The 22,052-nt window shown below is 66.1% G+C and carries 16 protein-coding genes; 11 read left to right on the top strand and 5 right to left on the bottom strand.

Annotated elements, in window-relative coordinates; all coding sequences use genetic code 11:
• Window positions 1–9: 9 nt before the first annotated feature.
• Window positions 10–927: a ketopantoate reductase family protein gene (locus NDB2M1_RS12520; protein WP_072382771.1), complete on the top strand. Its 918-nt coding sequence runs from the start codon at window positions 10–12 to the stop codon at window positions 925–927.
• 67 nt (window positions 928–994) lie between these two features.
• Here the strand turns inward: NDB2M1_RS12520 and NDB2M1_RS22065 are convergent, their stop codons facing one another.
• Window positions 995–1,138 carry an aldehyde dehydrogenase family protein gene (locus NDB2M1_RS22065; RefSeq protein ID WP_231625132.1) on the bottom strand — a complete coding sequence of 48 codons (144 nt, stop codon included), beginning with the start codon at window positions 1,136–1,138 and terminating at the stop codon, window positions 995–997.
• Between the two features lie 476 nt (window positions 1,139–1,614).
• On the opposite strand from NDB2M1_RS22065, the gene NDB2M1_RS12510 reads away from it, so the two are divergent.
• Genes NDB2M1_RS12510 through NDB2M1_RS12500 form a run of 3 tightly spaced genes read left to right on the top strand, consistent with a single transcriptional unit; the run spans window position 1,615 to window position 4,906 of the window.
• A complete protein-coding gene (locus NDB2M1_RS12510; protein ID WP_143146750.1) occupies window positions 1,615–3,618 on the top strand; it encodes a TadE/TadG family type IV pilus assembly protein in 2,004 nt (667 codons plus the stop codon).
• The gene (locus NDB2M1_RS12505; protein WP_171955385.1) at window positions 3,618–4,232 is read left to right on the top strand and encodes a TadE/TadG family type IV pilus assembly protein; all 615 of its coding nucleotides are present in this window, start codon (window positions 3,618–3,620) and stop codon (window positions 4,230–4,232) included. Before NDB2M1_RS12510 ends, NDB2M1_RS12505 begins: the two co-directional genes overlap by 1 nt.
• Window positions 4,220–4,906, top strand: coding sequence for a TadE/TadG family type IV pilus assembly protein (locus tag NDB2M1_RS12500; protein ID WP_054123732.1), 687 nt, complete (start codon window positions 4,220–4,222; stop codon window positions 4,904–4,906). The genes NDB2M1_RS12505 and NDB2M1_RS12500 overlap by 13 nt, the downstream gene beginning before the upstream one ends.
• On the opposite strand, the gene NDB2M1_RS12495 is transcribed toward NDB2M1_RS12500, so the two are convergent.
• Window positions 4,903–5,430, bottom strand: coding sequence for a hypothetical protein (locus NDB2M1_RS12495; protein ID WP_072382767.1), 528 nt, complete (start codon window positions 5,428–5,430; stop codon window positions 4,903–4,905). The two genes, NDB2M1_RS12500 and NDB2M1_RS12495, sit on opposite strands and share 4 nt — an antisense overlap.
• Before the next feature lie 127 nt (window positions 5,431–5,557).
• On the opposite strand from NDB2M1_RS12495, the gene NDB2M1_RS12490 reads away from it, so the two are divergent.
• Window positions 5,558–6,703 carry an aminotransferase class I/II-fold pyridoxal phosphate-dependent enzyme gene (locus tag NDB2M1_RS12490; protein ID WP_072382766.1) on the top strand — a complete coding sequence of 382 codons (1,146 nt, stop codon included), beginning with the start codon at window positions 5,558–5,560 and terminating at the stop codon, window positions 6,701–6,703.
• A 57-nt stretch (window positions 6,704–6,760) separates the two neighbouring features.
• Here the strand turns inward: NDB2M1_RS12490 and NDB2M1_RS12485 are convergent, their stop codons facing one another.
• Window positions 6,761–9,937 carry an autotransporter outer membrane beta-barrel domain-containing protein gene (locus tag NDB2M1_RS12485; protein ID WP_083554837.1) on the bottom strand — a complete coding sequence of 1,059 codons (3,177 nt, stop codon included), beginning with the start codon at window positions 9,935–9,937 and terminating at the stop codon, window positions 6,761–6,763.
• Between the two features lie 360 nt (window positions 9,938–10,297).
• Here NDB2M1_RS12485 and NDB2M1_RS12480 point away from each other — a divergent pair, with 360 nt between their 5' ends.
• Both NDB2M1_RS12480 and NDB2M1_RS12475 read left to right on the top strand, forming a co-directional pair.
• Window positions 10,298–10,987, top strand: coding sequence for a response regulator transcription factor (locus NDB2M1_RS12480; protein WP_072382764.1), 690 nt, complete (start codon window positions 10,298–10,300; stop codon window positions 10,985–10,987).
• A gap of 7 nt (window positions 10,988–10,994) precedes the next feature.
• Window positions 10,995–12,398, top strand: coding sequence for a sensor histidine kinase (locus NDB2M1_RS12475; protein ID WP_253185872.1), 1,404 nt, complete (start codon window positions 10,995–10,997; stop codon window positions 12,396–12,398).
• Here the strand turns inward: NDB2M1_RS12475 and NDB2M1_RS12470 are convergent.
• On the bottom strand, window positions 12,354–15,752 hold the full coding sequence (locus tag NDB2M1_RS12470) for a glycosyltransferase (RefSeq protein WP_072382760.1): 3,399 nt from the start codon (window positions 15,750–15,752) through the stop codon (window positions 12,354–12,356). The genes NDB2M1_RS12475 and NDB2M1_RS12470 overlap by 45 nt on opposite strands.
• 286 nt (window positions 15,753–16,038) lie before the next feature.
• On the opposite strand from NDB2M1_RS12470, the gene NDB2M1_RS12465 reads away from it, so the two are divergent.
• The 4 genes from NDB2M1_RS12465 (at window position 16,039) to NDB2M1_RS12450 (ending at window position 21,212) form a co-directional block, all read left to right on the top strand.
• Entirely contained in the window at window positions 16,039–17,259 is a 1,221-nt protein-coding gene (locus tag NDB2M1_RS12465) for an FAD-binding domain-containing protein (RefSeq protein ID WP_072382758.1), read from the top strand.
• The gene (locus NDB2M1_RS12460; protein ID WP_143146749.1) at window positions 17,256–18,782 is read left to right on the top strand and encodes an FAD-binding domain-containing protein; all 1,527 of its coding nucleotides are present in this window, start codon (window positions 17,256–17,258) and stop codon (window positions 18,780–18,782) included. The genes NDB2M1_RS12465 and NDB2M1_RS12460 overlap by 4 nt, the downstream gene beginning before the upstream one ends.
• Window positions 18,779–20,299 (top strand): cryptochrome/photolyase family protein, encoded by a 1,521-nt coding sequence (locus NDB2M1_RS12455; RefSeq protein ID WP_216234013.1) that lies wholly within the window; start codon window positions 18,779–18,781, stop codon window positions 20,297–20,299. Before NDB2M1_RS12460 ends, NDB2M1_RS12455 begins: the two co-directional genes overlap by 4 nt.
• A gap of 76 nt (window positions 20,300–20,375) precedes the next feature.
• Complete coding sequence (locus tag NDB2M1_RS12450; protein WP_072382756.1) at window positions 20,376–21,212, top strand: DODA-type extradiol aromatic ring-opening family dioxygenase; 837 nt, start codon at window positions 20,376–20,378, stop codon at window positions 21,210–21,212.
• Here the strand turns inward: NDB2M1_RS12450 and NDB2M1_RS12445 are convergent.
• The gene (locus NDB2M1_RS12445) at window positions 21,209–22,051 is read right to left on the bottom strand and encodes a DUF6671 family protein (RefSeq protein ID WP_072382754.1); all 843 of its coding nucleotides are present in this window, start codon (window positions 22,049–22,051) and stop codon (window positions 21,209–21,211) included. The genes NDB2M1_RS12450 and NDB2M1_RS12445 overlap by 4 nt on opposite strands.
• Window position 22,052: the final 1 nt, after the last annotated feature.

The raw sequence follows: 22,052 nt of genomic DNA, 5'->3' as shown, positions 1-22,052 counted from the left end.
GACCAGATCATGATCTCGAAAATTGCGATTGTCGGCGCGGGCGCCATGGGCTGTTTTCTGGCGGCACGGCTGGCCAAAGGCGGGCTTGATGTGACGGTGATCGACGTCGACCGCGCGCGGCTCGAGGTTATCGGGCGCGAGGGAATCACCCTGCACGACGACAATGGCACCGCCACCGCCAAGGTCCGCGCCTGCCTCGCCGTCGAACTCGCAGGGCCGGTCGATCTCGTCCTGCTGATGACGAAGGGCATGTTCAGTGCTGCAGCGATTCGCTCGGTCGCGCATCTGGCGCAGCATAACCCGCTAGTGCTCACCCTGCAGAACGGGCTCGGCAACGTCGAGGCCATCGCCGAAGTGTTCCATGCCGATCACGTGCTGTGGGGCGTGACGGACTTTCCCGCCGATCTCGAAGGTCCGGCGCAGGTCTCCTCGCATGGCGATGGCCACATCTGGCTAGGCGGCGTGAACGAGCGCGCGCATGCCCATGCCGAGGCGCTTGCAGAGGCGCTGAACAAGGGTGCGCTCAACGTGGCCATCGATCCCGAAGTGCGCGTCTCGGTGTGGGAAAAGGTCGCCTTCAACGCCGCGCTCAACCCGCTTGCGACGATCACGGGCCTGCCGGTCGGCGGGCTCGATTGCCCCGAAGGCCGGCGCATTGCCACGGCTGTCGCGCAGGAAACCATCGCCACCGCCACCGCACTAGGCGTGCCGATCGATCCGGCACGTGTCCTCGCCAAGATCGATTTCGCACTCGCCAATCACAAGGCACACAAGCCTTCGATGCTGCAGGACCGGCTGGCCGGACGCCGGACGGAAATCGAATCGATCAACGGCGCGATCGTGCGCATGGCCGAGCAGGCCGACGTGGCCACGCCGACCACCCGGATGCTCGCCGATCTGGTGCGCATGGGCGAGCCGCGTGGCTAGGCCGCGCGGTGGCACGGTCGATTCCTGATGTGGCGCCCGCCTCGAGAAGGCGCCTCATCCAGCCTCGCTAGGCCCCCAGCAGCGCGGCCACCGATTTGAGTTCGGTATAGGCCAGCACGCCTTCCGCGCCGTATTCCCGGCCAAATCCCGATTGATTCATGCCGCCAAAGGGCAGCGCCACATCAAGCAGGCCATGCGCGTTGATCCCCACGGTGCCGCTGCACACGCGCCGCGCTGACCATCGCGGTCGAGCTTGCCGGGTCGCTCCTGATCCTTGGCGGGCGGCTTGTCTGGCTTGGCGCGGGCATGCTCGGCGTGGTTCACCTTGCTTGCCGCGATCAGGGCGTTCTGTTGGGTGGAAGAGAGCGCTGAGAAGGGAATGCCGAGCGAGGCGAAGGTAACCTCATCGGGGATTGCACCACCGTGAAACCCTCGGTGCTGCGTTCCGCGCGCTCTTGCCAAACCCGCTGCGCCTGAGCGCTACCAGCGCGTTTACCATTGCCGCCGCCGTGCTTGCGGCGTCTGCGTAAGGCTGCGGAGACAAGTTTTTTCAGCAAATTTACGATTTGGAAGGCGGTTGGCCTGCATGGACTGAGATTGGGTCACCCTCGTGCCCGCTTTCCGTCTGCCTGGGCGGAGTCGCGGCGTTTGGTGGAGGTAGCCCTGCCTTTGGAGGACGAACGCCAGATGCCGCGCCGCTCGAATGCACCGGAAGGCCAGATCCGCGCCGCTATGCGCGCCCTGATCGGCAGCCTGCTGCGCGATACGGCGGGCACCACGATGGGCATCGCGCTTGCCACGATCATCCTGCTTGTCACCCTTGTCGGCAGCGGGACCGACATGGCGCGCGCCTACATGACCAAGACCAGCCTGCAGAACGCCTGCGACGCGGGCGTGCTGGCGGGCCGCAAGGCGATGGCGACTTCGGGTACTTACGGCACGTCGGAGACGGCGAAGGCGAACAAGATGTTCAACTTCAACTTCAACCCGCTCGCGACCAATTCCCAGAACATCACCTTCAACACCTCGTCGTCTGGAACCGGCGCGATCAGCGGAACCGCGTCGACCCAGATGCCCACGGTGATCATGGGCATTTTCGGCTTCAAGAGCATCACGCTGACCGTGGAGTGCAGTGCGGAACTGCAGATGGCGAGCGCCGACGTGATGTTCGTGCTCGATACCACCGGGTCGATGCGATGCCAGCCTTCGCAGTCCTCCTGCTCGAGCGATCAGGGCTCGCTTTCGAAGATGGCGGGTTTGCGGTCGGCCATCCTCGATTTCTACAAGACGGTGGCGGCTGCTGTGGTCGACAAGACCAATACGCGCATCCGCTTCGGTTTCGTACCCTACACGGCCACAGTCAACATGGGCGGCATCATTGCGTCTGGGGATATGCCGACCAGCTACTTTGCCGATATGCAGCCGTTCCAGACTGCCGTCGCAGTTTACAAGACGCCAATCTATGTCGGCACAACAGGTCCCGCAACCGCGACGACCCAGACGCTTACTGGCATCACTTCGTCGCAATGCACCAACTACGGGAACAATACCTACCCCACCACCGGTAGCAACCCGGCCACCGTGGCGGGTGGACCTCCGCCGGCAGACACCACCTGGGCCACCTATTCGTACGGATCCTGGACGAGGACTTCGGGCAGCGGCAGCTCGTCGATCGGCACCTGTGTGCGCAACGTGTCAACCGCAACAACCAGAAACTACCAGCTGCGCTACCAGTTCACCAACTGGAGCTTCCAGCCCCTCACGGTCAATGTCAGCTCGTTCAAGGGCATGGGCACAGTACCGGTGGTGACCAACATCGCGTCGAACTCGACAGTGCCGAACGAGGGTACGTACGACATGGTCGCGCTCGCCGCCCTCAACGGTACGACCGGTGTGACCGGCCTCACCACGACCAATACCCAGTGGGATGGTTGCATCGAGGAGCGCCAAACGGTCCAGAACCTTGCGATGAACCCGGTGCCCAGCGGCGCCAAGGATCTCGACATCGACTCCGCGCCGAGCGCCGGCGATCCGACGACGCAGTGGAAGATCTACGAGAATGATCTCGTGTGGTACCGCGGCACTGGTCTCGGGACGCGCACCGCCACGTCCATCCCGAGCGGTGTCGTGCGCGAAAGCTCGCAGTGCCCGCCGCGCGCGATGCTCTTTACCGAAGTCGATACGACAACCCCGACCGTGGCACCGACCTGGCTGACCAACTACGTCAACACGCTGGTTCCCGCGGGGAGCACCTACCATGATATCGGCATGATCTGGGGGGCGCGGCTGGCCAGCCCGACCGGCATCTTCCAGTCGAATGTGAACGCCGATCCGGTCAAGTATCCTTCGGTCAGCCGCCATATCATCTTCATGACCGACGGTGATATGGCGCCGACGATCGACAGCTACAGCGCCTATGGCGAGGAGATGTACGACAACCGCGTGGCGCCCTCCGGCACCAACAACTCGACGCTTACAAACTATCACAACAATCGCTTTCTGGCAGCCTGCACGCGGGCCAAGAACGCAGGTTACACCGTATGGCTGATCGGCTTCGGCACCACGCTCACCACGCAGATGACGACCTGCGCGACGGCGGGGCGCGCGTACTTCGCAGGCGACACGACCACGCTCAACAACACCTTCAAGTTCATCGCCGGCCAGGTGGCCGACCTGCGGATCAACAAGTGATGGCGCTTCGTCTCTTCCCGCGCTGGATGCCCAAGGGATCGCTGCTGCGCGACAAGCGCGGGGTCAGCGCGGTCGAGTTCGGCATGACCGCGCCGATCCTGTTCCTCATCGTGTTCGGTTCGCTGCAAGTGGCGCAGGGCTATTACGTGCGCACCGTGCTGACCGGGTCGATCAATGCCGCTGCGCGCAAGTCCTCGCTCCAAAGCGGCCAGACGAACCAGACTACACTTGATACGCTTGTCTCGAAATCAATCAAATACGTCATGCCGACCGCGAATATCACCTTCACGCGCAAGAATTACGCTGACTTCACGTCAGTAGGGAAGCCGGAGGATTTCACCGATACCAATGCGAACGGTGTCTACGACAACAAGGAATGTTTCGTCGACATGAACGGCAACAATACCTGGGATGCCGATTTAGGCAAGACCGGCCTTGGCAGTGCGAACGACATTGTCGTCTACACTGTCACCGTCTCGTACAAGCAGTGGTTCGGCTTCGCCAAGATGTTCGGCCTGCCGGAGTATCAGACGGTCCCCCAGACGACCATTCTGATGAACCAGCCTTACGCGACACAGTCCACCCGCACGGGGGTATCGGTATGTCCGACATGATGCATTACCGCCGGACAGGCGGCGTGACATCGGGCCGGTTTGGCCGCTTTGCCCACCGTCTCGCCCGCAGCACTGCCGCAGTGAGCGCGGTCGAGCTTGGCCTTGCCATGCCGTTTCTGATGGCGCTCACCTTGAGTGGTGTCGAAGTGGTGAACCTTGCGCTGATCCACGTGCGGCTCAATCAGCTCGCCATCACGGTTGCGGACAACGCGAGCAGGGCCAAGCAGACGCAGGTGAACGGTGCACCTCTGTTCCGCGAATTCGACATGAATCAGGTGTTCCGCGGCGCTGCCTTGCAAGCGGAAGATCTGCAGATTCCGCAGCGCGGCCGTGTGATCGTCTCCAGCCTCCAGGTCAACGGCAGCGGCGGCCAGTGGATCGCATGGCAGCGATGCTGGGGCAATACTGCCTATGTCTCGCGCTATGGTGTGGAGGGCACCGGCCTCACCGGAACTTCGTTCGCCGGAATGGGCTACACGACCACGAAGATGACTGCCGATCCCAGTACGGCGATCATGTTCGTCGAGGTCGCCTACAACTACAAGCCCTTTTTTCTCGGCAGCCTTATCCCCTCCAAGGTCATCCGCAAGGAAGCAGCGCTTTACGTTCGCGATGACCGCGACCTGACCGGCATCAAGAATCCCTCGCCGACCCAGCCGCAGGCGAAGTGCTAGGACGTTGCAGCCGCCGTTGAGGGCGCCGGCACGATCCGGCTGATCACCCAGGCGACCACGCCGAACCATAGCGCGCCGAGCGTGATAGCCACGATCACCTGCCGGAAATCCTCGCCCTTCTGGATCACCGGCGCGTTGAGCACGGTGATGAACAGCATTGTGCTCTGGTTGCATACGAGTGTCGCGCGGCCTGCGACGACGAGGAACACCGCGCCCACCATCAACAGCAGCGCCGCAATGACGAGTGCCGTATTGCCGGTGGCCGCGCCGGTCTGGAGCAGGAAGCTCATGCCCGCGCCCGTCAGCGCACCGATGAGCGCGCCTGGCAATGCCCTCATTGAAAGCTGGTGCAGCGCCGACCATGCCCACAGCAGCAGGAAGCCCGCGTAGAGCGGCGTGACATGTAGCCATGCGCCAAGCGCGACAAACCCGGCGATGACGACGATGACGCCCAGCGTGACGATGGCGGCCTGCCCCAAGGGCAGCTGCGGCGGCGCACCCGCGCTCGCGGATGGTGTGGACATGTCTGGCTCTCCCACTGTCCGGTGCGATTGGTCCGCCCGGATCAGCACGCAAGGCTCGCGCGCAGGCCGCCGGATGTCAACTCCAGCGCCTTTGCGCCGCATCATGCCCGGTGCTAGGCCCTCGGGCATGACACCTCAGCTCGAACCCTTTCACGCCATCACCATTTCCGCCATTGCCCAGCGCCTGATGGCCGAGGGGCGTTCGGTCATCCGCATGGAGTATGGCCAGCCTTCGACCGGTGCGCCCGCTGCCGCGCTTGCCCGCGCCCGTGCCGTGCTGGACGAGGAGGACAAGGGCTATTGGGAAAGCACCGAGCTGCTCGCGCGCCTGGCCCGCTACATGGAAGAGACGACCGGGGTTGCGGTCTCGCCTGAGCAGATCGTGCTGACCTGCGGTGCCTCGCCCGCGCTCGTGATCGCGCTTTCGCTGCGCTTTGCCCCGGGCGCGCGGGTTGCCATCGCCCGGCCCGGCTATGTGGCCTATCGCAACACCTTGCGTGCGCTGTCGATCGAGCCGGTCGAGCTGCCCTGCGGGCCGGACGTCGGCTACCAGATCACCGCCGCCGCGCTGGCCGCGCTCGATCCCGCTCCGGACGGGGTGATCATCGCCAGCCCCGCCAATCCGACCGGCACGGTGATCGCGACAGAGGAAATGGCCGCCATCGCCGAAGTCTGCCGCGCGCGCGGCATCCATATCGTCTCGGACGAGATCTACCAGGGCATCACGTATGGCGCGCCCGCCAGCTCGATGCTGCCGTTCGAGCGGCAAGCGATCGTGGTCAACAGCTTCTCGAAGTATTTCAGCATGCCGGGCTGGCGGCTCGGCTGGCTGGTCGTGCCCGAGGACCTTGTCGGGCAGGCGCGCGCGCGGATGGGCAATCTGTTCCTCACCCCGCCCTCGCTCAGCCAGCACGCGGGCCTTGCCGCGCTCGATTGCGGCGAGGAGCTGGACAGGCATGTGCGGACCTATGCGCGCAATCGCGACTTGCTGCTGGCTGCGCTCCCGGCAATGGGTCTGGCGCGGATCGCCCCGCCGGACGGGGCGTTCTATGTCTATGCCGACGTCGGCCACCTGACGCAGGATTCGATGGCGTTCTGCATCCGCCTGCTCGAGGAGACGGGCGTTGCGACCGCGCCGGGCATCGATTTCGATCCGGTCGACGGGCACCGCTTCGTGCGCTTCAGCTTTGCGGTCTCGACCTCGCTGGTGGAGGAAGCCATCGCGCGGATGGTGCCGTGGTTCCAGGCGCAAAGCGCGCTGGTGCAGGCCTGAAACGAAAAAGGGGGCGGCCCTGCGGCCACCCCCTGATCGCTTGCGCTGCGGCGCGCCTCAGAGCGCGATCGCGAGCGAGGCGCGGCCCGAATAGCCGGTGCCGCCGCCTTGCAGCTTTTCGTAGCCGAAGCCGATCTTCCACGTGTAGTCGAGCCCGCCCTGCAGCAGGCTGACTTCGCCAACCCACGCCGACGGCAGCTGCTGGCCGGTCAGCGTGAAGCTGTCGCCCCCGCTTGTCGCGCCGCGGTTGAAGGTGGCGAGCGTGTTGCCGACTTCGCCCGAGATGCGGCTGCGACGGCCGCCTTCGACCTCGATCGTGAAGGGGCGGTTCTCGTAGTCGCCCGGCGCGCTGCTCCAGCTGGCCACCAGCGTGGTCTTGGCGTTCACCAGCTGGCTGGTCCGGCTTGCCAGCGTCAGCGCCAGCGGTGCGTTGCCGGTCTCGGTGTAGCCGTTTTCCTTCAGGCGGAAGTATTCGATCGCGGCACGCGGCTTCAGCTTGAAGTGATCACCGACCGAGAGGGCATAGGACAGGCCGCCCGAGCCCGAAATCAGCGTGCCCTTCCACTTGCCGCTCGCGCTGTAGCCGAACGACTGGTTGTCGACCGCGCCGGTGAAGGTGCGGGTCGAGGTGAACGAGGGGCGGCCCCAGCCGACGCGGGCATAGGCGTAGAACGGCCCCGAGGCGAGGCGCCAGAAGCCGGCGAGCTCGATGTTGCTGACCTTGACCTTCTGCGTGGCGTCGGTGGTCGAGTTGCCGGTCAGGTAAGTGAACGACGCGCCGATATGGCCGAAACCGAATGCCTTCTCGAAGCCGAGCGAGAGCCCGCCGCCGCTGTTGGTGAACCCTTGCGTCGCGCCGGCCTTCTGCTTGCCCCTGAAGTAGATCGGCTCGATCCACCCACCGGCGTTGCTGATCGTGAACCAGCTCGAATCATCGTCGATCCGGCGCGAGGCAAGCCGCATCCCGCGCGAAAGGAAATCAAGCGTGCCGCCGGCATAGTCGGGCAGCATCTGGTTGAACTGGGTCTGCAGCGTGGCGGTATCCGCCGCCTGCAGCAGGCTCGATTGCAGCAGCGTGTCCTTGGCCGCATTGGCGAGGATCGCGTTGTAGGCCTGCGACTGCGGGGTGTTGAGCCCGATCTCGCTCGCCGACTTGCGGGCGATCGTCAGCGTGACATTGTTGCCCACAGCCGCGACGGTGCCCTTGAACAGAACCGGCAGGTTGAGCGCCGAGGTCGCGACATTGTTGCCGCCGGTGAGCGTGCCCGCGCTGAGCACGGTGTAGGTGCCTTCCGCCTTGGCAAGCGAGGTGACCCGCGCAGAGATCTTAGCGCCGCTGGCGAAGCTGGCAGTATCGGCGACGAGCTTGGATGCGGTCCCGGTGGCGCCGTCGACATAGACGCCCAGTGTGCCGTTGGCGCCGAAGTCGATCGACTTGACCGTGGTCGTGACCGCCGAGTTCGCGCCGAAGGTACCGCCGTTCACGGTGACGGCCAGCTGCGAACCGCCGGTGACAGTGCCACGGTAGATCGCCTTGTCGGCAAGCGTCAGCGTGCCGACCTGATCGTTCAGGATCAGTGTGCCGGTGAAGCGCGAATTGCCTGTCATCGCCAGCGAAGCCGTGCCGCTGCCGAAATCGATGTTGCCGGTGTACTTGGCATCGTCCGCCAGCTTCACGACATCGTTGCCCGCGCCGAGGAAGCTGTTGCCGGTGACGGTGCCCGAGGCGATGTCGAGCGTATCGTTGCCGCTGCCGGTGTAGATGTTGCCCCGGATCGAGGTGTAGACCTTGGCGGTATCAGGATCGTAACCGGTTGCCGCCTTGTCGCTGGTCTGCGATGTCGCATCGGTGCTGTTGAGCGCCTGCCGGATCGTCACGCCCGAGGTGTTTGCCGAGACGTCGATCGCTGCCAGTTGGTCCTCGCTCGAACCGGTCACCGAGATGGTCTTGTTGTTGGTGATGGTGGTGAGCGTGCCCGAAAGGTCCCTGATCGCTGCCGACGAGCCGATGCCCGGCTGGCTGATAACGGCACTGATCGTGCCGTTGTTGTAGAGCGAGGGGACGGTCGAACCGGCGTTGACGAGGATCGCCGCCGCGCCCGCGTCCACGGTGGTCGCTGTCACGCTGCCGCCGACGCCGATGCCCTTGGTAAGCGTGACATTGCCGCCCTTGCCGCCGATCACCACGGCCGAGGCATTGGTCGAGCTGAACGTCGCGTTCGCAGCCACGCTGCCATCGATGGCGACCGAATAGGTGCCCGTGCTGCTAGTGCCGCCGCCGATGGTGATGTTGTTGGCACCGCCGATCTGGAGCGCCGGGCTGTTGCCGATCGAGGTGATCGTACCGGTCGTTTCCGCCGTCGTGCCGCTGCCCGAAGCCGTGGTGACAATCACGCCTCCAGCCACGTTGCCGTTGATCTCGACCGCGGCCTTGCCGGTGGAGAGCGCGCTGCGCGGCAGGTTCTGCGTTGCGCCGCTGTCCGCAGTGTAGGACGGCAACTGCGAAAGTGCGCCGTTGATCTTGACCAGACCGCCGACATCGCCGTTTACCACCAGCGCCTGGGTGCCGCTGCCGACCACGGCGATCGAGCCGCCCGCCGAAACGTTGCCGGAAACTGCACCGGTGCGGATACCGACCGAGTTGTCACCCCGGATGCGGATCGTGCCGGTGTTGGTGACCGAGCCGGTCAGCGCGGAATCAACCGCGATGCCCGCCGAATTGAGGCCGTCGACGCTGATCGTACCGGTGTTGGAGATCGTGCCCGTTGCCGTCCCGCCCGGCGCCACGCGGATGCCATAGCGCCCGGTTGCCTGCGCGATCGGGCCTTCGGGGATACCGTTGTTGTCGGTATCGGGAGGGGTAAAGGTCTCGAGTACCTGGATCGTGCCGGCGTTGGAGACATTGGAGGTCGTCCCGCTGTTCACGATCACGCCCGCAGCGCCGTTGCCCGCGCCCATGTCGAGCGTGCCGCCGCTGGCGACTGTCACATTCTGCGATGCATCGACCGTCACCGCCGTGCCGGTGTCGAGCTTGATCGTGCCGCCGCTGGCCACGGTGACCGCACCGGCGGTCGAAGTGACCAGCGGGGTCGTCGTCGCGGTGCTGACAGTGGTGTCCGCCAGCGCGGGGGTCACGCCGACCATCAGGGCAGCCGGAGCGGCAGTGGCGAGGAGGTTTGCCGCATTCTTGGCCGCTTGCGTGAAAGTTCGGGCGATCGGGGCTTTGCTGTCCATCGGTATCTCGTCATCCGGCATGGGGAACGTCGCCAAGGGTGGCAAACGGTGCCCGTGTGGTACTAAGTCCAGCGCGCCGCGTCATCGCGCACCGGGATTGATCAGTGCAAAATCGCCCTAGACCCTACCCCCGGGCAGGCTGTTCGGTCCGATTTGCGCGCGTCTTAACGTGATTTTGCGCGATGGCTTAGCGGAAAATTTCAGCAACATTTCGCCGTGGTAAAGCGGGTGTTCAGGTCGGGCTTATCGGCCACGCGGCAGGGGGTGCCATCAGCGCGGGAAAGCTCTTGCGAGCGGCAGCTGCGGCATTCATTGTGCGAATTCGAAGTTCCTCTTTTGTTACAACATGGAAATGGCCCAGTGGCAGGACGCATTCTGCTCGTCGAGGATGACCCACAGATCGCGGACTACATCAGGTCCGGGCTTGCCGAGGAAGGTTTTACCGTCGACCACGCCGGCAATGGCCGCGACGGGCTGTTCCTGGCGACAGACAGCCAGTTCGATGTTGTGGTGCTGGACAGGATGCTGCCGGGCATGGACGGCCTCGCGCTGCTCAAGGCCATGCGCGCGGCGGAAATGGCAACGCCGGTGATCATGCTCTCCGCGCTTGCCAGCACCGATGATCGCATTGCCGGGCTGACTGCGGGCGCGGACGACTACCTCGGAAAGCCGTTCTCGTTCGGAGAACTGCTCGCGCGCATTCAGGCCTTGCTGCGCCGGGCGAGCGGCGCTGTTCGGCAGGTTCAGGACACCACACTGCGCTGCGCCGATCTCGAGCTTGACCGGCTGACCCGGCAGGTGCGCCGGGGGACGCGCAAGATCGCGCTCCAGCCGCGCGAGTTCCGCCTGCTCGAATACATGCTGATGCATGCGGGCGAGGTGGTGACGCGCACGATGCTGCTCGAGGCGGTGTGGGATTACCACTTCGATCCCGGCACCAACGTGATCGATGTCCACATCAGCCGCCTGCGCCGCAAGATCGATGACGGCGAGGAGCAGACCCTGTTCCACACCGTGCGCGGGGCGGGCTACCGGCTCGCGGCGGACTGACCCGACCATGCCGGCACGCACCGTTCGCCGCGCGGTTCGCCGCGGTCTCTCGCCGACGATGGTGCGGCTGGTAACGGCGATCTTCGTGCTTCAGCTGCTTTCCAGCGCGCTCGTCATCGTGTTTCTGCGCGGGCAGATGCTCGATGTGGTGCGGATCGACCGCGAGCGGCAGGTTACCGACGTGCGCGACGACCTGCTCGCGGCCTATTACGATGGCGGGCGCGAGGAACTCGCCGAATACATCAGCGCCCGGCGGGGCAGCGCGGCCGATCCTGCCGTCTTCGTTGCGCTGATCGGCAAGGGCGCGCCGGTCCTCAGCAACCTCGTGCGGGTGCCGGATATTCCGGTCTCGACCAAGCCGCAGCACGTTGCCGTACGGCGCGGGCCGGACCAGCCCCCGAGCGAAGGTGTCGCCCTTGTCGGCCAGTTGCCCGATGGCGAGCGGCTCGTCGTCGGAGTGGTCAGCCTCGCCGAGCGGCGCATCAACCTCGCCTTTGCCTCGACAGTGGAGCTGACCATCGCCGTCGCCGTGCTCATGGCGCTGCTGAGTGCGGTCGTCGTCGGCTTTGTGATCAGTCGGCGTACCCACCTCATCGCCGAGACCGCTGCGGAGCTGGCCTCAGGCAACTTTGGCGCACGCGTGCCGATCGAGGGGACGGGGGACGGCTTCGATCACTTGCGCCAGCAGGTCAACCTCATGGCCGAGCGGATCGGCGAACTGGTCGGACAGTTGAGCGCGGTTTCCGGCGCGCTGGCGCATGATCTGCGCTCCCCCGTCACGCGGCTCTCGGCGGCGATCGATCTTGCGCTTGCGCGGGCAGAGGAGCCGCGGGCGATCGAGGCACTGCAAGCCGCGCGTGCGGATGCGGATGCCTTGCGCACGATGCTGGAGAATGCGCTGGAGATCAGCCTGATCGAGGGCGGCGCAGTCGAGGATCGCCGCCGCCCGCTCGATCTGGCGGCTGTGGCGGAAGATCTGGTCGAGCTTTACGATCCGCTCGCCGAACAGTCCGAAGTGCGGCTGGAAGCGCGGCTGGAGCCGGTTACCGCACCGGCTGACCGAGAGCTGGTTTCCCGCGCACTCGCCAACCTGATCGACAATGCGCTCAAGTATGGCGGCAATGCCGTGGTCGTCAGCACTCGCGCTGTCCCGGATGCTGACGGCATGACCTGGGCCGAGATCACGGTGGAGGACAATGGCCCTGGCATCGCGCCGACAGATCGGGCGCGGGTGGTCGAACGCTTTGTCCGGCTCGACGATGCGCGCACCCGGGCCGGTGGCGGGCTGGGCCTTGCCATGGTTTCCGCCGTCGCGCGGCTCCACGGTGGAAGCTTCGTGCTTGGTGACCCTGTGGTGGACGGTCCGTCAGGCGGCAAGGGCCTGATGGCCACCTTGCGCCTGCCCTGCTGAGACGCGGCCCGTCCGCTCCAGCTTGCCCCAGCCGATGCCGAGGCCCTGCAGAGCCGCACCCACCGCGCGGATCACCACGCTGTACATCAGCTGGCGATAGACGAAGCGCTGGCTGAGCAGCAGGATCGGCGGGAAGCGCCGCTCGCGCACATCGAGCCGGTAGGCGACCCAGCCGCAGACGAGGTCGATGAAGGTGAATGCGGCCCAGTAGAGCCCCATGCGCAGCACATCGGTCTGCGTCTGCGCCCAGCCATGCTGCATGACGCGCAGAACGGTGCCGACAATCGAGACGGCGAGTGCGAGATCGATCAGCGGCGAAATCAGCGCGAAGAGGATCTGGAACAGCCACGCTTGCGGCATGCCGACAAACGATAGCCCGGCGGGCTTGCGCGCCCACAGCACCGCGCGGTGCTTCCACAGGCACTGCAGCGTGCCGAAAGCCCAGCGGAAGCGCTGCTTGGACAGCGCGGCGAGCGTCTCGGGCGCTTCCGTCCAGGCGACGGCATCTTCGTCGTAGCACACCTTCCAGCCCTTGCGCTGGATCGCGATGGTGAGGTCCTGATCCTCGGCCAGCGTGTCTTCCGGATAGCCGCCGACATCATTGAGCGCACTGCGCCGCCAAGCGCCGACCGCACCGGGCACGACCATGATCGCGCCGAAGCGGGTCAGCGCGCGCCGTTCGATGTTCTGCGCGGTGATGTATTCCACCGCCTGCCAGCGCGTGACGAGATTGACCCGGTTGCCGACCTTGGCATTGCCCGCCACCGCGCCGACGCGTTCGTTCTCGAACCAGCGCACCAACCGCGCGATGGTCTGCGGCTCGAACTGGGTATCGGCATCGAGCGCGACGACGATTTCCCCGGTCGCGACGGCCAGCGCACGATTGAGCGCGGAGGCCTTGCCGCCGTTGACCATGGTCATCAGCCGCACGCGCGGATTGTCCCCGAACGCCGCCGCGACGATGGCGCTGGTGCGGTCCTTCGAGCCGTCATCCGCCACGATCACTTCCATGTGCGGATAGTCGCTTGCGAGGATGCGGTGCACCGAAGCCTCGATCACGCGCTCTTCGTTGTAGGCGGGGATGATCACGCTGACGACAGGCTGGTAGCCATTGTCCAGAGCGGGCACCTTGCGGCGATCCGGTACGAGCGCCAGCCCGGTCAGCCCCAGCGCGCGGATCACGCCCAAGGCGATCGCGAAGAAGAAGCTCCAGTTGAGCGCGGCCAGCAGCAGCGCGAGCACCGAGAAGATCGCGACGTCGACGCGCACCGCGGCGAGGTCCCAGCCCTTGACCTGCGGCATCACGTCGTCGCGCTTGAGCCCGGCCAGCGTCGAGGCTGGCACAAGGCGGTAGCCATCCGTTTCCAGCCGCTCGATGATGCGCGGCAGTGCCGCCACGGTCTGCTCGCGGTTGCCGCCGCCGTCGTGCAGCAGGATCACGTTGGCGCTGCGGTCGGGCGTGGCATGCTCGACCGCGTCGACGGTGCGCGCGACGATGTCGTCCGCGCTGCGCTTCATCCAGTCGCCCGGATCGGCGTGGAGGCCGACGACGGTGTAGCCTTCCTTCTGCGCGATCAGCGCGGGCCCGATTTCGTCCGCCGTCGTCGGCTCGGCGTCGCCGAAATAGGGCGCGCGGAACAGCCGGGTGGAGCGGCCGGTATAGGCCTCGATCAGGCGCTGCGTGGCGTTGAGCTCCAGCTTCACGCCGGTCTCGGAATCCTCGGCCATGTTGGGGTGGGTGTAGCTGTGATTGCCGATCTCGTCGCCGTCGGCGACCATGCGCTGAAGCAGGCTGCGCCCGGCCACGCCATTCTCGCCGATGATGAAGAAGGTGGCGGGCACGTGGTAGCGCTCGAGCACCGAAAGCACTTCGGGCGTGTACTTCGGGTCCGGCCCATCGTCGAAGGTCAGCGCGACGAGCTTGGGCCGATCGCCGGTGCGGCGCACGACATAGGGCGTCGGCAGCGTGCCATAGCGCTCGTCGTCGATCAGAGAAGGGCGGCCGAACTGCGCGACGGTATAGTGGATCTGGCGCGCGCCTTCTTCGGGCGTCGCATCGATGCGCAGGATCTCGCCATTGCCTTCGACATCGACGTTGCTGGTCTCCTTGATCTGGCCGAGATCGGGCACGGCGCCGTGTCCGCTGCGCCATGTCCTGAGCACGTCCCAGAAGCCGGGGTCCTCCGATCCCAGCCGCCACAGCGCGACCGAGCCGACACCGAGGCGGGAGAGCATCTGCATCTGGTTCCAGCTGGACGCGGCATCGAGCATCCACACCTGATGCCGCTCCGGCGGCGTTGCGGCGTTGATGTCTTGGTCATCAAGATAGCCGAAGCCGGTGTTGCCGCTCACCTTGTCCCATGTGGGCGTGGTCCCGCTGTCATGCGCGGAAAGCCAGGCTTCTTCGACAGTCTGGACATCGGCGTGACCCTTGTACCAGTCGTAGCCATAGTTGCCGAGCGCAACGATGACCTTGTTCGGGGCCAGCCCCTTGAGCTGATCGGTGAGGTGGCCGGCAAACCAGCCGTTCGAGGCGATCGGCCCGGGCTCGCCGCCCTGCCAGTGCTCGTCGTAGGCCATCAGCACGACCTTGTCGGCGACCTCGGCCAGCCGCTTGGCGGACCAGTCCGCATCGTCGATCGGCATCGTCACTGCAACGACGCGGTGCTTGGGCGCGAGTCGGGCATGGAGATCGGCAACGAAGGTGCGGAGCGCAGCGATACCGGGCTTGGGCAGGTTCTCGAAGTCGACCATGACGCCGCCGTCCCCCGATCTGTCGAGTGCAACATCGATCTGGTTCACCAGCGCGGCGCGGCGGGCTGGGCTTTCCATGATGGCGGTTGCCCCTGCGCCATCCCACTTGGCGTTGGCGGCGTTCTGCAGCACCGGCACCACCAGCGGGCGGTGGATGGCAGAGGTGAGGATGCGGCGCATCGGCGCATCATCGGTCACCACCAGATTGCCGCCATGGCCCAGCGAAAACAGCGTCGGCGCAACCCAGTCGAGCTGGCTGACATGGCGACGCAGCGTCTCCGCGCTGCCGTCCGACCACGAAGTGTAGAAGCCGACGTTGAGCGCCTGGCCGGTGCCCCGTCCGGTGGCAGGGTTGTGGCGGCCGAGCAGCTGGTTCAGTTCATGCAAGATCTTGTGCGAGATGCGGCTGACCTGCGTCTTCAGCGGGAACGGCGCCTGCCGCTCGAAGCCCAGGGGCAGCGGCGCTGCGCGGGGAACCGTCACCACGGTCGTCGCGAAGACCAGCGCGGCCACGAGCAGCACGACAAGCCCGATGAACGCGCCGCGGCGGGTCAGGCGGCGGCGGCGGCCGGTGGGATCGAAGAAGATCGGACGAGACACGGGTCTGTTCCTCAAGGCTTGCGCGGGAGACGGTAGAGCCGCGCGCAGGAGGCATTGCTCTCGCACGGGCTGGGTTCGTAGCAGCCGGGCTGGGTGACGATGGACGCCGGACCGGAAAGCGGAACAGGGGACCGTCACGTCACGCATCCCGTGACTGGCGCCCATCGTCGAAAGCCCATCTAGGGCGCGGTGCCCGTCGGCGGTGTGAGCAGAACATTACGCTTTGGCCATTTTCGCGAAATGCCCGCGCGACAAGTACTTGTATTCTGGACAGGCACTTGCCCGCATGACCATCTGGGCCGCAACAGCGTGCGGGGCCAAGGGCAAGGGGATGCTGCCTCTCCCTACACGCCGTGCTGCGCTTGATCACCTCCGCCGTTTCGTGCCACGCGCCGGGGCGTCCTATGCTTCAGGGCGCAACACCGATCCGGGGCCCGGCAAGCCCTCTGCGGTCTCGCGCCTTTCGCCTGTCGTGCGCTACCGGCTGGTGACCGAGCAGGACGTGGTGGCCGAAGTGCTGGGGCGGCACAGCTTCAGCGCGGCTGGCAAGTTCATTCAGGAGGTGTGCTGGCGGACCTATTGGAAAGGCTGGGTCGAACTGCGCCCGGCGGTGTGGCAGCGCTTCCTTGCCGAGCGCGATGCGGCGAAGCGTGAGGCCGATGTCATGGCGGCAGAAGCGGGACGCACCGGGATCGATTGCTTCGATGCCTGGGCGCGGGAACTGGTCGAGACGGGCTATCTTCACAACCACGCCCGCATGTGGTTCGCCTCGATCTGGATCTTCACCTTGCGCCTGCCGTGGACGCTGGGGGCAGACTTTTTCCTGCGCCACCTTATCGACGCCGACCCGGCAAGCAACACGCTCTCATGGCGCTGGGTGGCGGGGCTGCAGACGGCGGGCAAGACCTATCTCGCGCGGGCGGACAATATCGCGCGCTACACCGAAGGCCGTTTTGCGCCGCGCGGACTGGCGGAGGAAGCGGCCGCGCTGACCGAACCACCGGTTGGGCCCGCAGGCAAGCTGGAGGCGCTGGCTACGCCCGATATGGCTGCGCCGAGCCTGCTGCTGGTGCATCACGAAGACCTCAATGCAGAATCGCTGTTTGCTGCCGATGCGCCTGTGCGCGGGGTGCTTGCCGCATGCGATCCGGCACTGCTTTGGGGCGATGCGGCGCGGCGTTTTGCGGGCGAAGCCATGGCCGATGCCGCCACACGCGCCGAAACGCACTTCGGCTGCGGCTCCACTCTGGCGGACAGGCTCGATGCTGAGACGCTGCTTTCAGCGGCGCGGGCTGTCGGCGCGCGTCAGGTCCTAACGCCTTGTGCCCCGGTCGGCCCGGTCGCCGATGCGCTGGCCGGACTGGAACCTGTGTTGGCGGCCGAGGGGATCGCGCTGCGCCCAGTGCGGCGGCGCTGGGATGCGGGCCTCTGGCCCCATGCGCGGCGCGGGTTCTTTGCCTTCGATGCCGAGATCGAGGGGCACTTGCGCGCCGAGGGGATGCTGTGAAAGTGCCGCTGCAGGTCGTGTGGTTCAAGCGCGACCTGCGCATCGCGGATCATCGCCCGCTGGCGCTTGCTGCCGAACACGGGCCGGTGCTGCCGCTGTACATTGCCGAACCAGGGTTATGGGCCGAGGAGGATGCGTCTGCGCGGCAATGGGACTTCGCGGCCGAATGCCTCGCGGAATTGCAGGCGGTGCTGGGTGCGCTGGGGCAACTGCTCTGCGTGGTGCGCGGTGATGCAGTGGCGGTGCTGCGCAAGATCCATGAGCGGCATGGCATTTCGGCACTGTGGAGCCACGAGGAAACCGGCAACGGATGGACCTACGCGCGCGACAAGGCGGTCGCCGCATGGGCGCGCGAGGCTGGTGTGCCGTGGCATGAGCTGCCGCAGAACGGTGTGATCCGGCGCCTGAAATCGCGCCACGGCTGGGCACGCAGTTGGGATCGGCGCATGGCTGAAGAGCTCACCGCGCCGCCCGCCGCATTAAAGCCGCTCGGCCCGGATTGGCCCACGCGCATTCCGCAGGCGTGTGATCTTGGCCTTGCTCCCGATCCTTGTCCAAACCGCCAGCGTGGTGGGCGCGTCGAGGCGCTTGCCACCCTCGCCAGCTTTCTCGAGCTACGCGGCAGGGACTATCGCTGGCAGATGTCGAGCCCGGTGACGGCGTTCGATGCCAGCTCGCGCCTCTCGCCGCACCTCACGTGGGGCACGCTTTCGATGCGTGAAGTCGCGCAGGCGAGTGCGGCGCGGCTCAAGGGGCTGCGCGGGGATGAGCGTGCAGCGGCGCGCAGCTGGCGGGCCTCGATGATCTCGTTCACCGGGCGCCAGCACTGGCACTGCCACTTCATGCAGAAGCTGGAGGACGAGCCGCGTATCGAGTTCGAAAACCTCCATCCCGCCTACAATGGCTTGCGCCCCGATATACCCGATGCCGAGCGGCTTGCGGCATGGCGCGAGGGGCACACGGGCTATCCTTTCGTCGATGCCTGCATGCGCGCGCTGGCGGCGCATGGCTGGCTCAATTTCCGCATGCGTGCGATGCTGGTCTCGTTCGCGAGCTACCAGCTCTGGCTGCCGTGGCGCGCGACGGGGCTGCATCTCGCGCGGCAGTTCGTCGATTACGAGCCGGGCATTCACTGGAGCCAGGTGCAGATGCAATCGGGCACCACGGGGATCAACACGATGCGGGTCTACAATCCGGTGAAGCAGGGCCATGATCAGGACCCGGAAGGCCTGTTTGTGCGGCGGTGGGTGCCGGAGGTTGCCGATGTGCCCACCCCGCTGATCCATGAGCCGTGGAAGTGGGAAAGCACAGCAGGCCTTGGCTATCCGCCGCCGATTGTCGATCATGTGAAAGCCGCCGCTGCCGCCCGCGATGCCTTGCATGCGGTCCGCAAGGGATCGGGGCACCGCGTGACGGCGAGCCGCATTGCCGAGAAGCATGGCAGCCGCAAAGCGGGCATGCCGATGACGGGCCAGAAATCGCGCCGCCGCGCGCCAACCACGCAATTGGCGCTCGACCTGTGAGCCGGCTGGTCCTTGTGCTGGGCGATCAGCTCAGCCCGGCGATGACCTCGCTTCAGGCGGCGGACAAGGCGCGTGACCGGGTGCTGATGGTCGAAGTCAGCGAGGAAGCGACCTACGTCCGCCACCACAAGAAGAAGATCGCGTTCCTGCTGAGCGCCATGCGCCACTTCGCCGAGGAGCTGCGCGGGCTGGGCTGGACAGTGGACTATGTGAAGCTCGATGATCCGGGCAATACCGGCAGCTTTACCGGCGAAGTGGCGCGGGCTGTCGCTGCGCAGAAACCGGACAGCATCCTCGTCACCGAGGCAGGCGAATGGCGCGTGGCGCAGATGTTCGCATGGTGGGAGGCGCAGTTCGGTCTTCCCGTCGAGATCCTCCCCGACACGCGCTTCATCTGCCCGCTGCCGGTGTTCCGCGAGTGGGCGGAAGGCCGCAAGGCGCTGCGGATGGAGTATTTCTACCGCGAGATGCGCCGCCGCACCGGCCTCCTGATGGAGGGCGACAAACCGGCGGGCGGCGAGTGGAACTACGACGCGGAGAACCGCAAGGCTGCGGCGCCGGACCTGTTCATGCCCAGTCCTCCGGTGTTCGCGCCGGATGCCATCACGGCGGAGGTCATGGCGCTGGTCGCGGCGCGGTTTGACAACCACTTCGGCGATCTCGAACCCTTCCAGTTCGCCGTCATCCGCCCCGACGCCGAAGCCGCCTTCGCGGCCTTCGTGAAGCGCGCGCTGCCCCGCTTCGGCGACTATCAGGACGCGATGCTGGAGGGCGAGCCGTTCCTCTACCATGCCGTCATCGCGCAGTATCTCAATTGCGGGCTGCTCGATCCGCTGGAAGTCTGCCGCGCGGTCGAGGCGGAATGGCAGGCAGGCCGCGTGCCGCTCAATGCCGCCGAGGGCTTCATCCGCCAGATCATCGGCTGGCGCGAATATGTGCGCGGGATCTACTGGCTGACCGCCCCTGGCTACGAGCGGCGCAATTTCCTTGAACACACGCGCCCGCTGCCCGCGTTCTACTGGACGGCGGAAACCGAGATGGCCTGCGTCCGCGCCGCTGTCACCCAGACGCGCCAGCACGCCTATGCCCATCACATCCAGCGCTTGATGGTGACAGGCACCTTCGCGCTGCTGGCCGGGATCGATCCGCACGAGCTCCACGAATGGTATCTCGGCGTCTATGCCGATGCCTATGAATGGGTGGAGCTGCCCAACACCGTGGGGATGAGCCAGTTCGCCGATGGCGCGTTGCTGGCCTCCAAGCCCTATGCCGCAAGCGGGGCCTATATCAACCGCATGTCGAACTACTGCGGCACTTGCCGGTATGACGTGAAGCAGCGGACGGGGCCGGATGCCTGCCCGTTCAACCCGCTCTATTGGGACTTCATCGCGCGCCACCGGGACAAGATCGGCGGCAATCCGCGCATGGCGCAGATGGTGCGGACCTATGACAAGTTCGCCGATGCGGAGAAGGCACGCATTGCCGCTAGCGCAGCGGCGGTGCTGGCGAAGCTCTGACCGTTCGGGTTTCTAGAACAGAGACCCGCGAATCTTGGCACTGTCGCCGTGGCCCGGTGCCGCCTAGATTGGCGGCATGAAGCAGCCCGTGTTCTTCCTCTCGCATGGCGGGGGCCCCTGGCCCTGGCTCGATGGCCCGTTCCGCGAAGGCTTTGCCTGGCTGGAGGCCTCGCTCAAGGCGTTGCCTGCACAGCTGCCCGAGCCGCCGCGCGCGGTGTTGGCGGTTTCGGGGCATTGGGAGGAGCCGGAGTTTACGGTTTCCAGTGCCGCGCAGCCGGGGATGGTCTACGACTATTTCGGCTTTCCAGAGCACACCTACCATATCCGCTACGCGGCTCCCGGTGATCCGGTGCTGGCGGCCCGGGTGCGCGAACTGGCCTCGGCTGCGGGCATTGCGGTCGGGGATGATCCGGCGCGTGGGTTCGACCACGGCACCTTCTCGATGATGCAGCCGATCCGCCCGGAAGCGGACCTTCCCGTCGTCAGCCTTTCGATGAAGCAGGGCTACGATCCCGCCGCGCACCTCGCCCTCGGCCGCGCGCTGGCGCCGCTGCGGGACGAGGGCGTTGTGATCATGGGTTCGGGCCTTTCGTACCACAACTTGCGCATGTTCGACGCGCGGGCCGCCGAGCCTTCGCGGCAGTTCGACGGTTGGCTGCGGCATACCCTGCTCGATCTGGAACCGGAGGCGCGGGCGGCAGAGCTGCTGCGCTGGGATCAGGCGCCGGCTGCCCGAGTAGCTCACCCGCGCGAGGATCACCTCATCCCGCTGATGGTCGCGGTCGGCGCGGCGGGCGGTGATCCGGGCGTGTGCATCTATTCCGAGAATGACCTGCGCGGCGGGATCACTGCCTCCGCCTATCGCTTCGGCGAGGATGTGACGCCGACCGGCTACGACAAGCTCGCGGCCTAAGGATTGCACTCTTCGCAGTGCATCGGATCGGCGCTGGCGGCGCTGACCGGACGTTCCTCGCAGTGGCCGCAGCCTTCGCAGGTCCAGACTTCCGCGCGGGCCAGAGGTGTTGGAGAGGAACACCACGCGCAGGGGAGGCCACTGGCGCGTCCGGTCATCGCAAAGCCGGGCCGTGCGCATGCCGGACAAAAGCTGCGCGAGCGGCGGATGAGGTCGATCATCGCCCGCTTGATCGCGCGCATCCGCTTTGGGTTGCGGTGCGCGCGCATGTCGGTCTCGATATGGGCGGCGCCGGTGAGCGCGATCGTACGGGCGAGGACTTCGGCGAGGTCAGTTTCGGTTTCGACGGCCTTGAACAGCGCCAACTGCGGTGCAGAGGCGCCGTCCAGCACGCTCATCACGATGACGCCATGCGCAGGAAATCCGGCCTTTGCCGCGAAAGCCAGTCCCGCTTCAGCGCCTGTCACCACCTGATGCGCGAAGTTGGTGGCCATCGTTGCATGGTGGCCGACGAGTTCCAGCCCGCGCTCGCGATCGATCATGACCACGAGTTCGCGGTCCAGCGCAGCAAACGGCAAGCTCGGGTGCGGACCGAAACTGCCTTCGCTCGCCAGCCCCACGCGGGCTTCGGGATGGTGGCGGAAGGCCGCCGCGATCTTGGCCCGCGCTGCCTCGCGCGGCGTTCCGATACGCTGCACATCCCGGCTGAACGTGCCGAACGCATCGGTATCGAGCCCTTCGGCAACAACCACGTCCAGCCCGAGGAAACGCGCGGCAAGGGGGGCGATAACCCTCTCCTTGCCGTGCATTGTCGCGAGCACCGCCCGCGCGCCGTCCATC

It is taken from the genome of Novosphingobium sp. NDB2Meth1 (assembly GCF_900117425.1).
GTDB lineage: Bacteria > Pseudomonadota > Alphaproteobacteria > Sphingomonadales > Sphingomonadaceae > Novosphingobium.
The sequence above is the reverse complement of the archived record's forward strand: the minus strand, read 5'-3'. Positions and strand labels throughout refer to the sequence as shown.

Excerpts from the sequence above, each read along its gene's own strand:
- NDB2M1_RS12445 (WP_072382754.1), bottom strand. The coding sequence starts at position 22,051 with ATGGACGGCGCGCGGGCGGTGCTCGCGACAATGCACGGCAAGGAGAGG.
- NDB2M1_RS12450 (WP_072382756.1), top strand. The coding sequence starts at position 20,376 with ATGAAGCAGCCCGTGTTCTTCCTCTCGCATGGCGGGGGCCCCTGGCCC.
- NDB2M1_RS12520 (WP_072382771.1), top strand. The coding sequence starts at position 10 with ATGATCTCGAAAATTGCGATTGTCGGCGCGGGCGCCATGGGCTGTTTT.
- NDB2M1_RS12490 (WP_072382766.1), top strand. The coding sequence starts at position 5,558 with ATGACACCTCAGCTCGAACCCTTTCACGCCATCACCATTTCCGCCATT.
- NDB2M1_RS12500 (WP_054123732.1), top strand. The coding sequence starts at position 4,220 with ATGTCCGACATGATGCATTACCGCCGGACAGGCGGCGTGACATCGGGC.
- NDB2M1_RS12485 (WP_083554837.1), bottom strand. The coding sequence starts at position 9,937 with ATGGACAGCAAAGCCCCGATCGCCCGAACTTTCACGCAAGCGGCCAAG.
- NDB2M1_RS12475 (WP_253185872.1), top strand. The coding sequence starts at position 10,995 with ATGCCGGCACGCACCGTTCGCCGCGCGGTTCGCCGCGGTCTCTCGCCG.
- NDB2M1_RS12495 (WP_072382767.1), bottom strand. The coding sequence starts at position 5,430 with ATGTCCACACCATCCGCGAGCGCGGGTGCGCCGCCGCAGCTGCCCTTG.
- NDB2M1_RS12465 (WP_072382758.1), top strand. The coding sequence starts at position 16,039 with ATGACCATCTGGGCCGCAACAGCGTGCGGGGCCAAGGGCAAGGGGATG.
- NDB2M1_RS12510 (WP_143146750.1), top strand. The coding sequence starts at position 1,615 with ATGCCGCGCCGCTCGAATGCACCGGAAGGCCAGATCCGCGCCGCTATG.
- NDB2M1_RS12505 (WP_171955385.1), top strand. The coding sequence starts at position 3,618 with ATGGCGCTTCGTCTCTTCCCGCGCTGGATGCCCAAGGGATCGCTGCTG.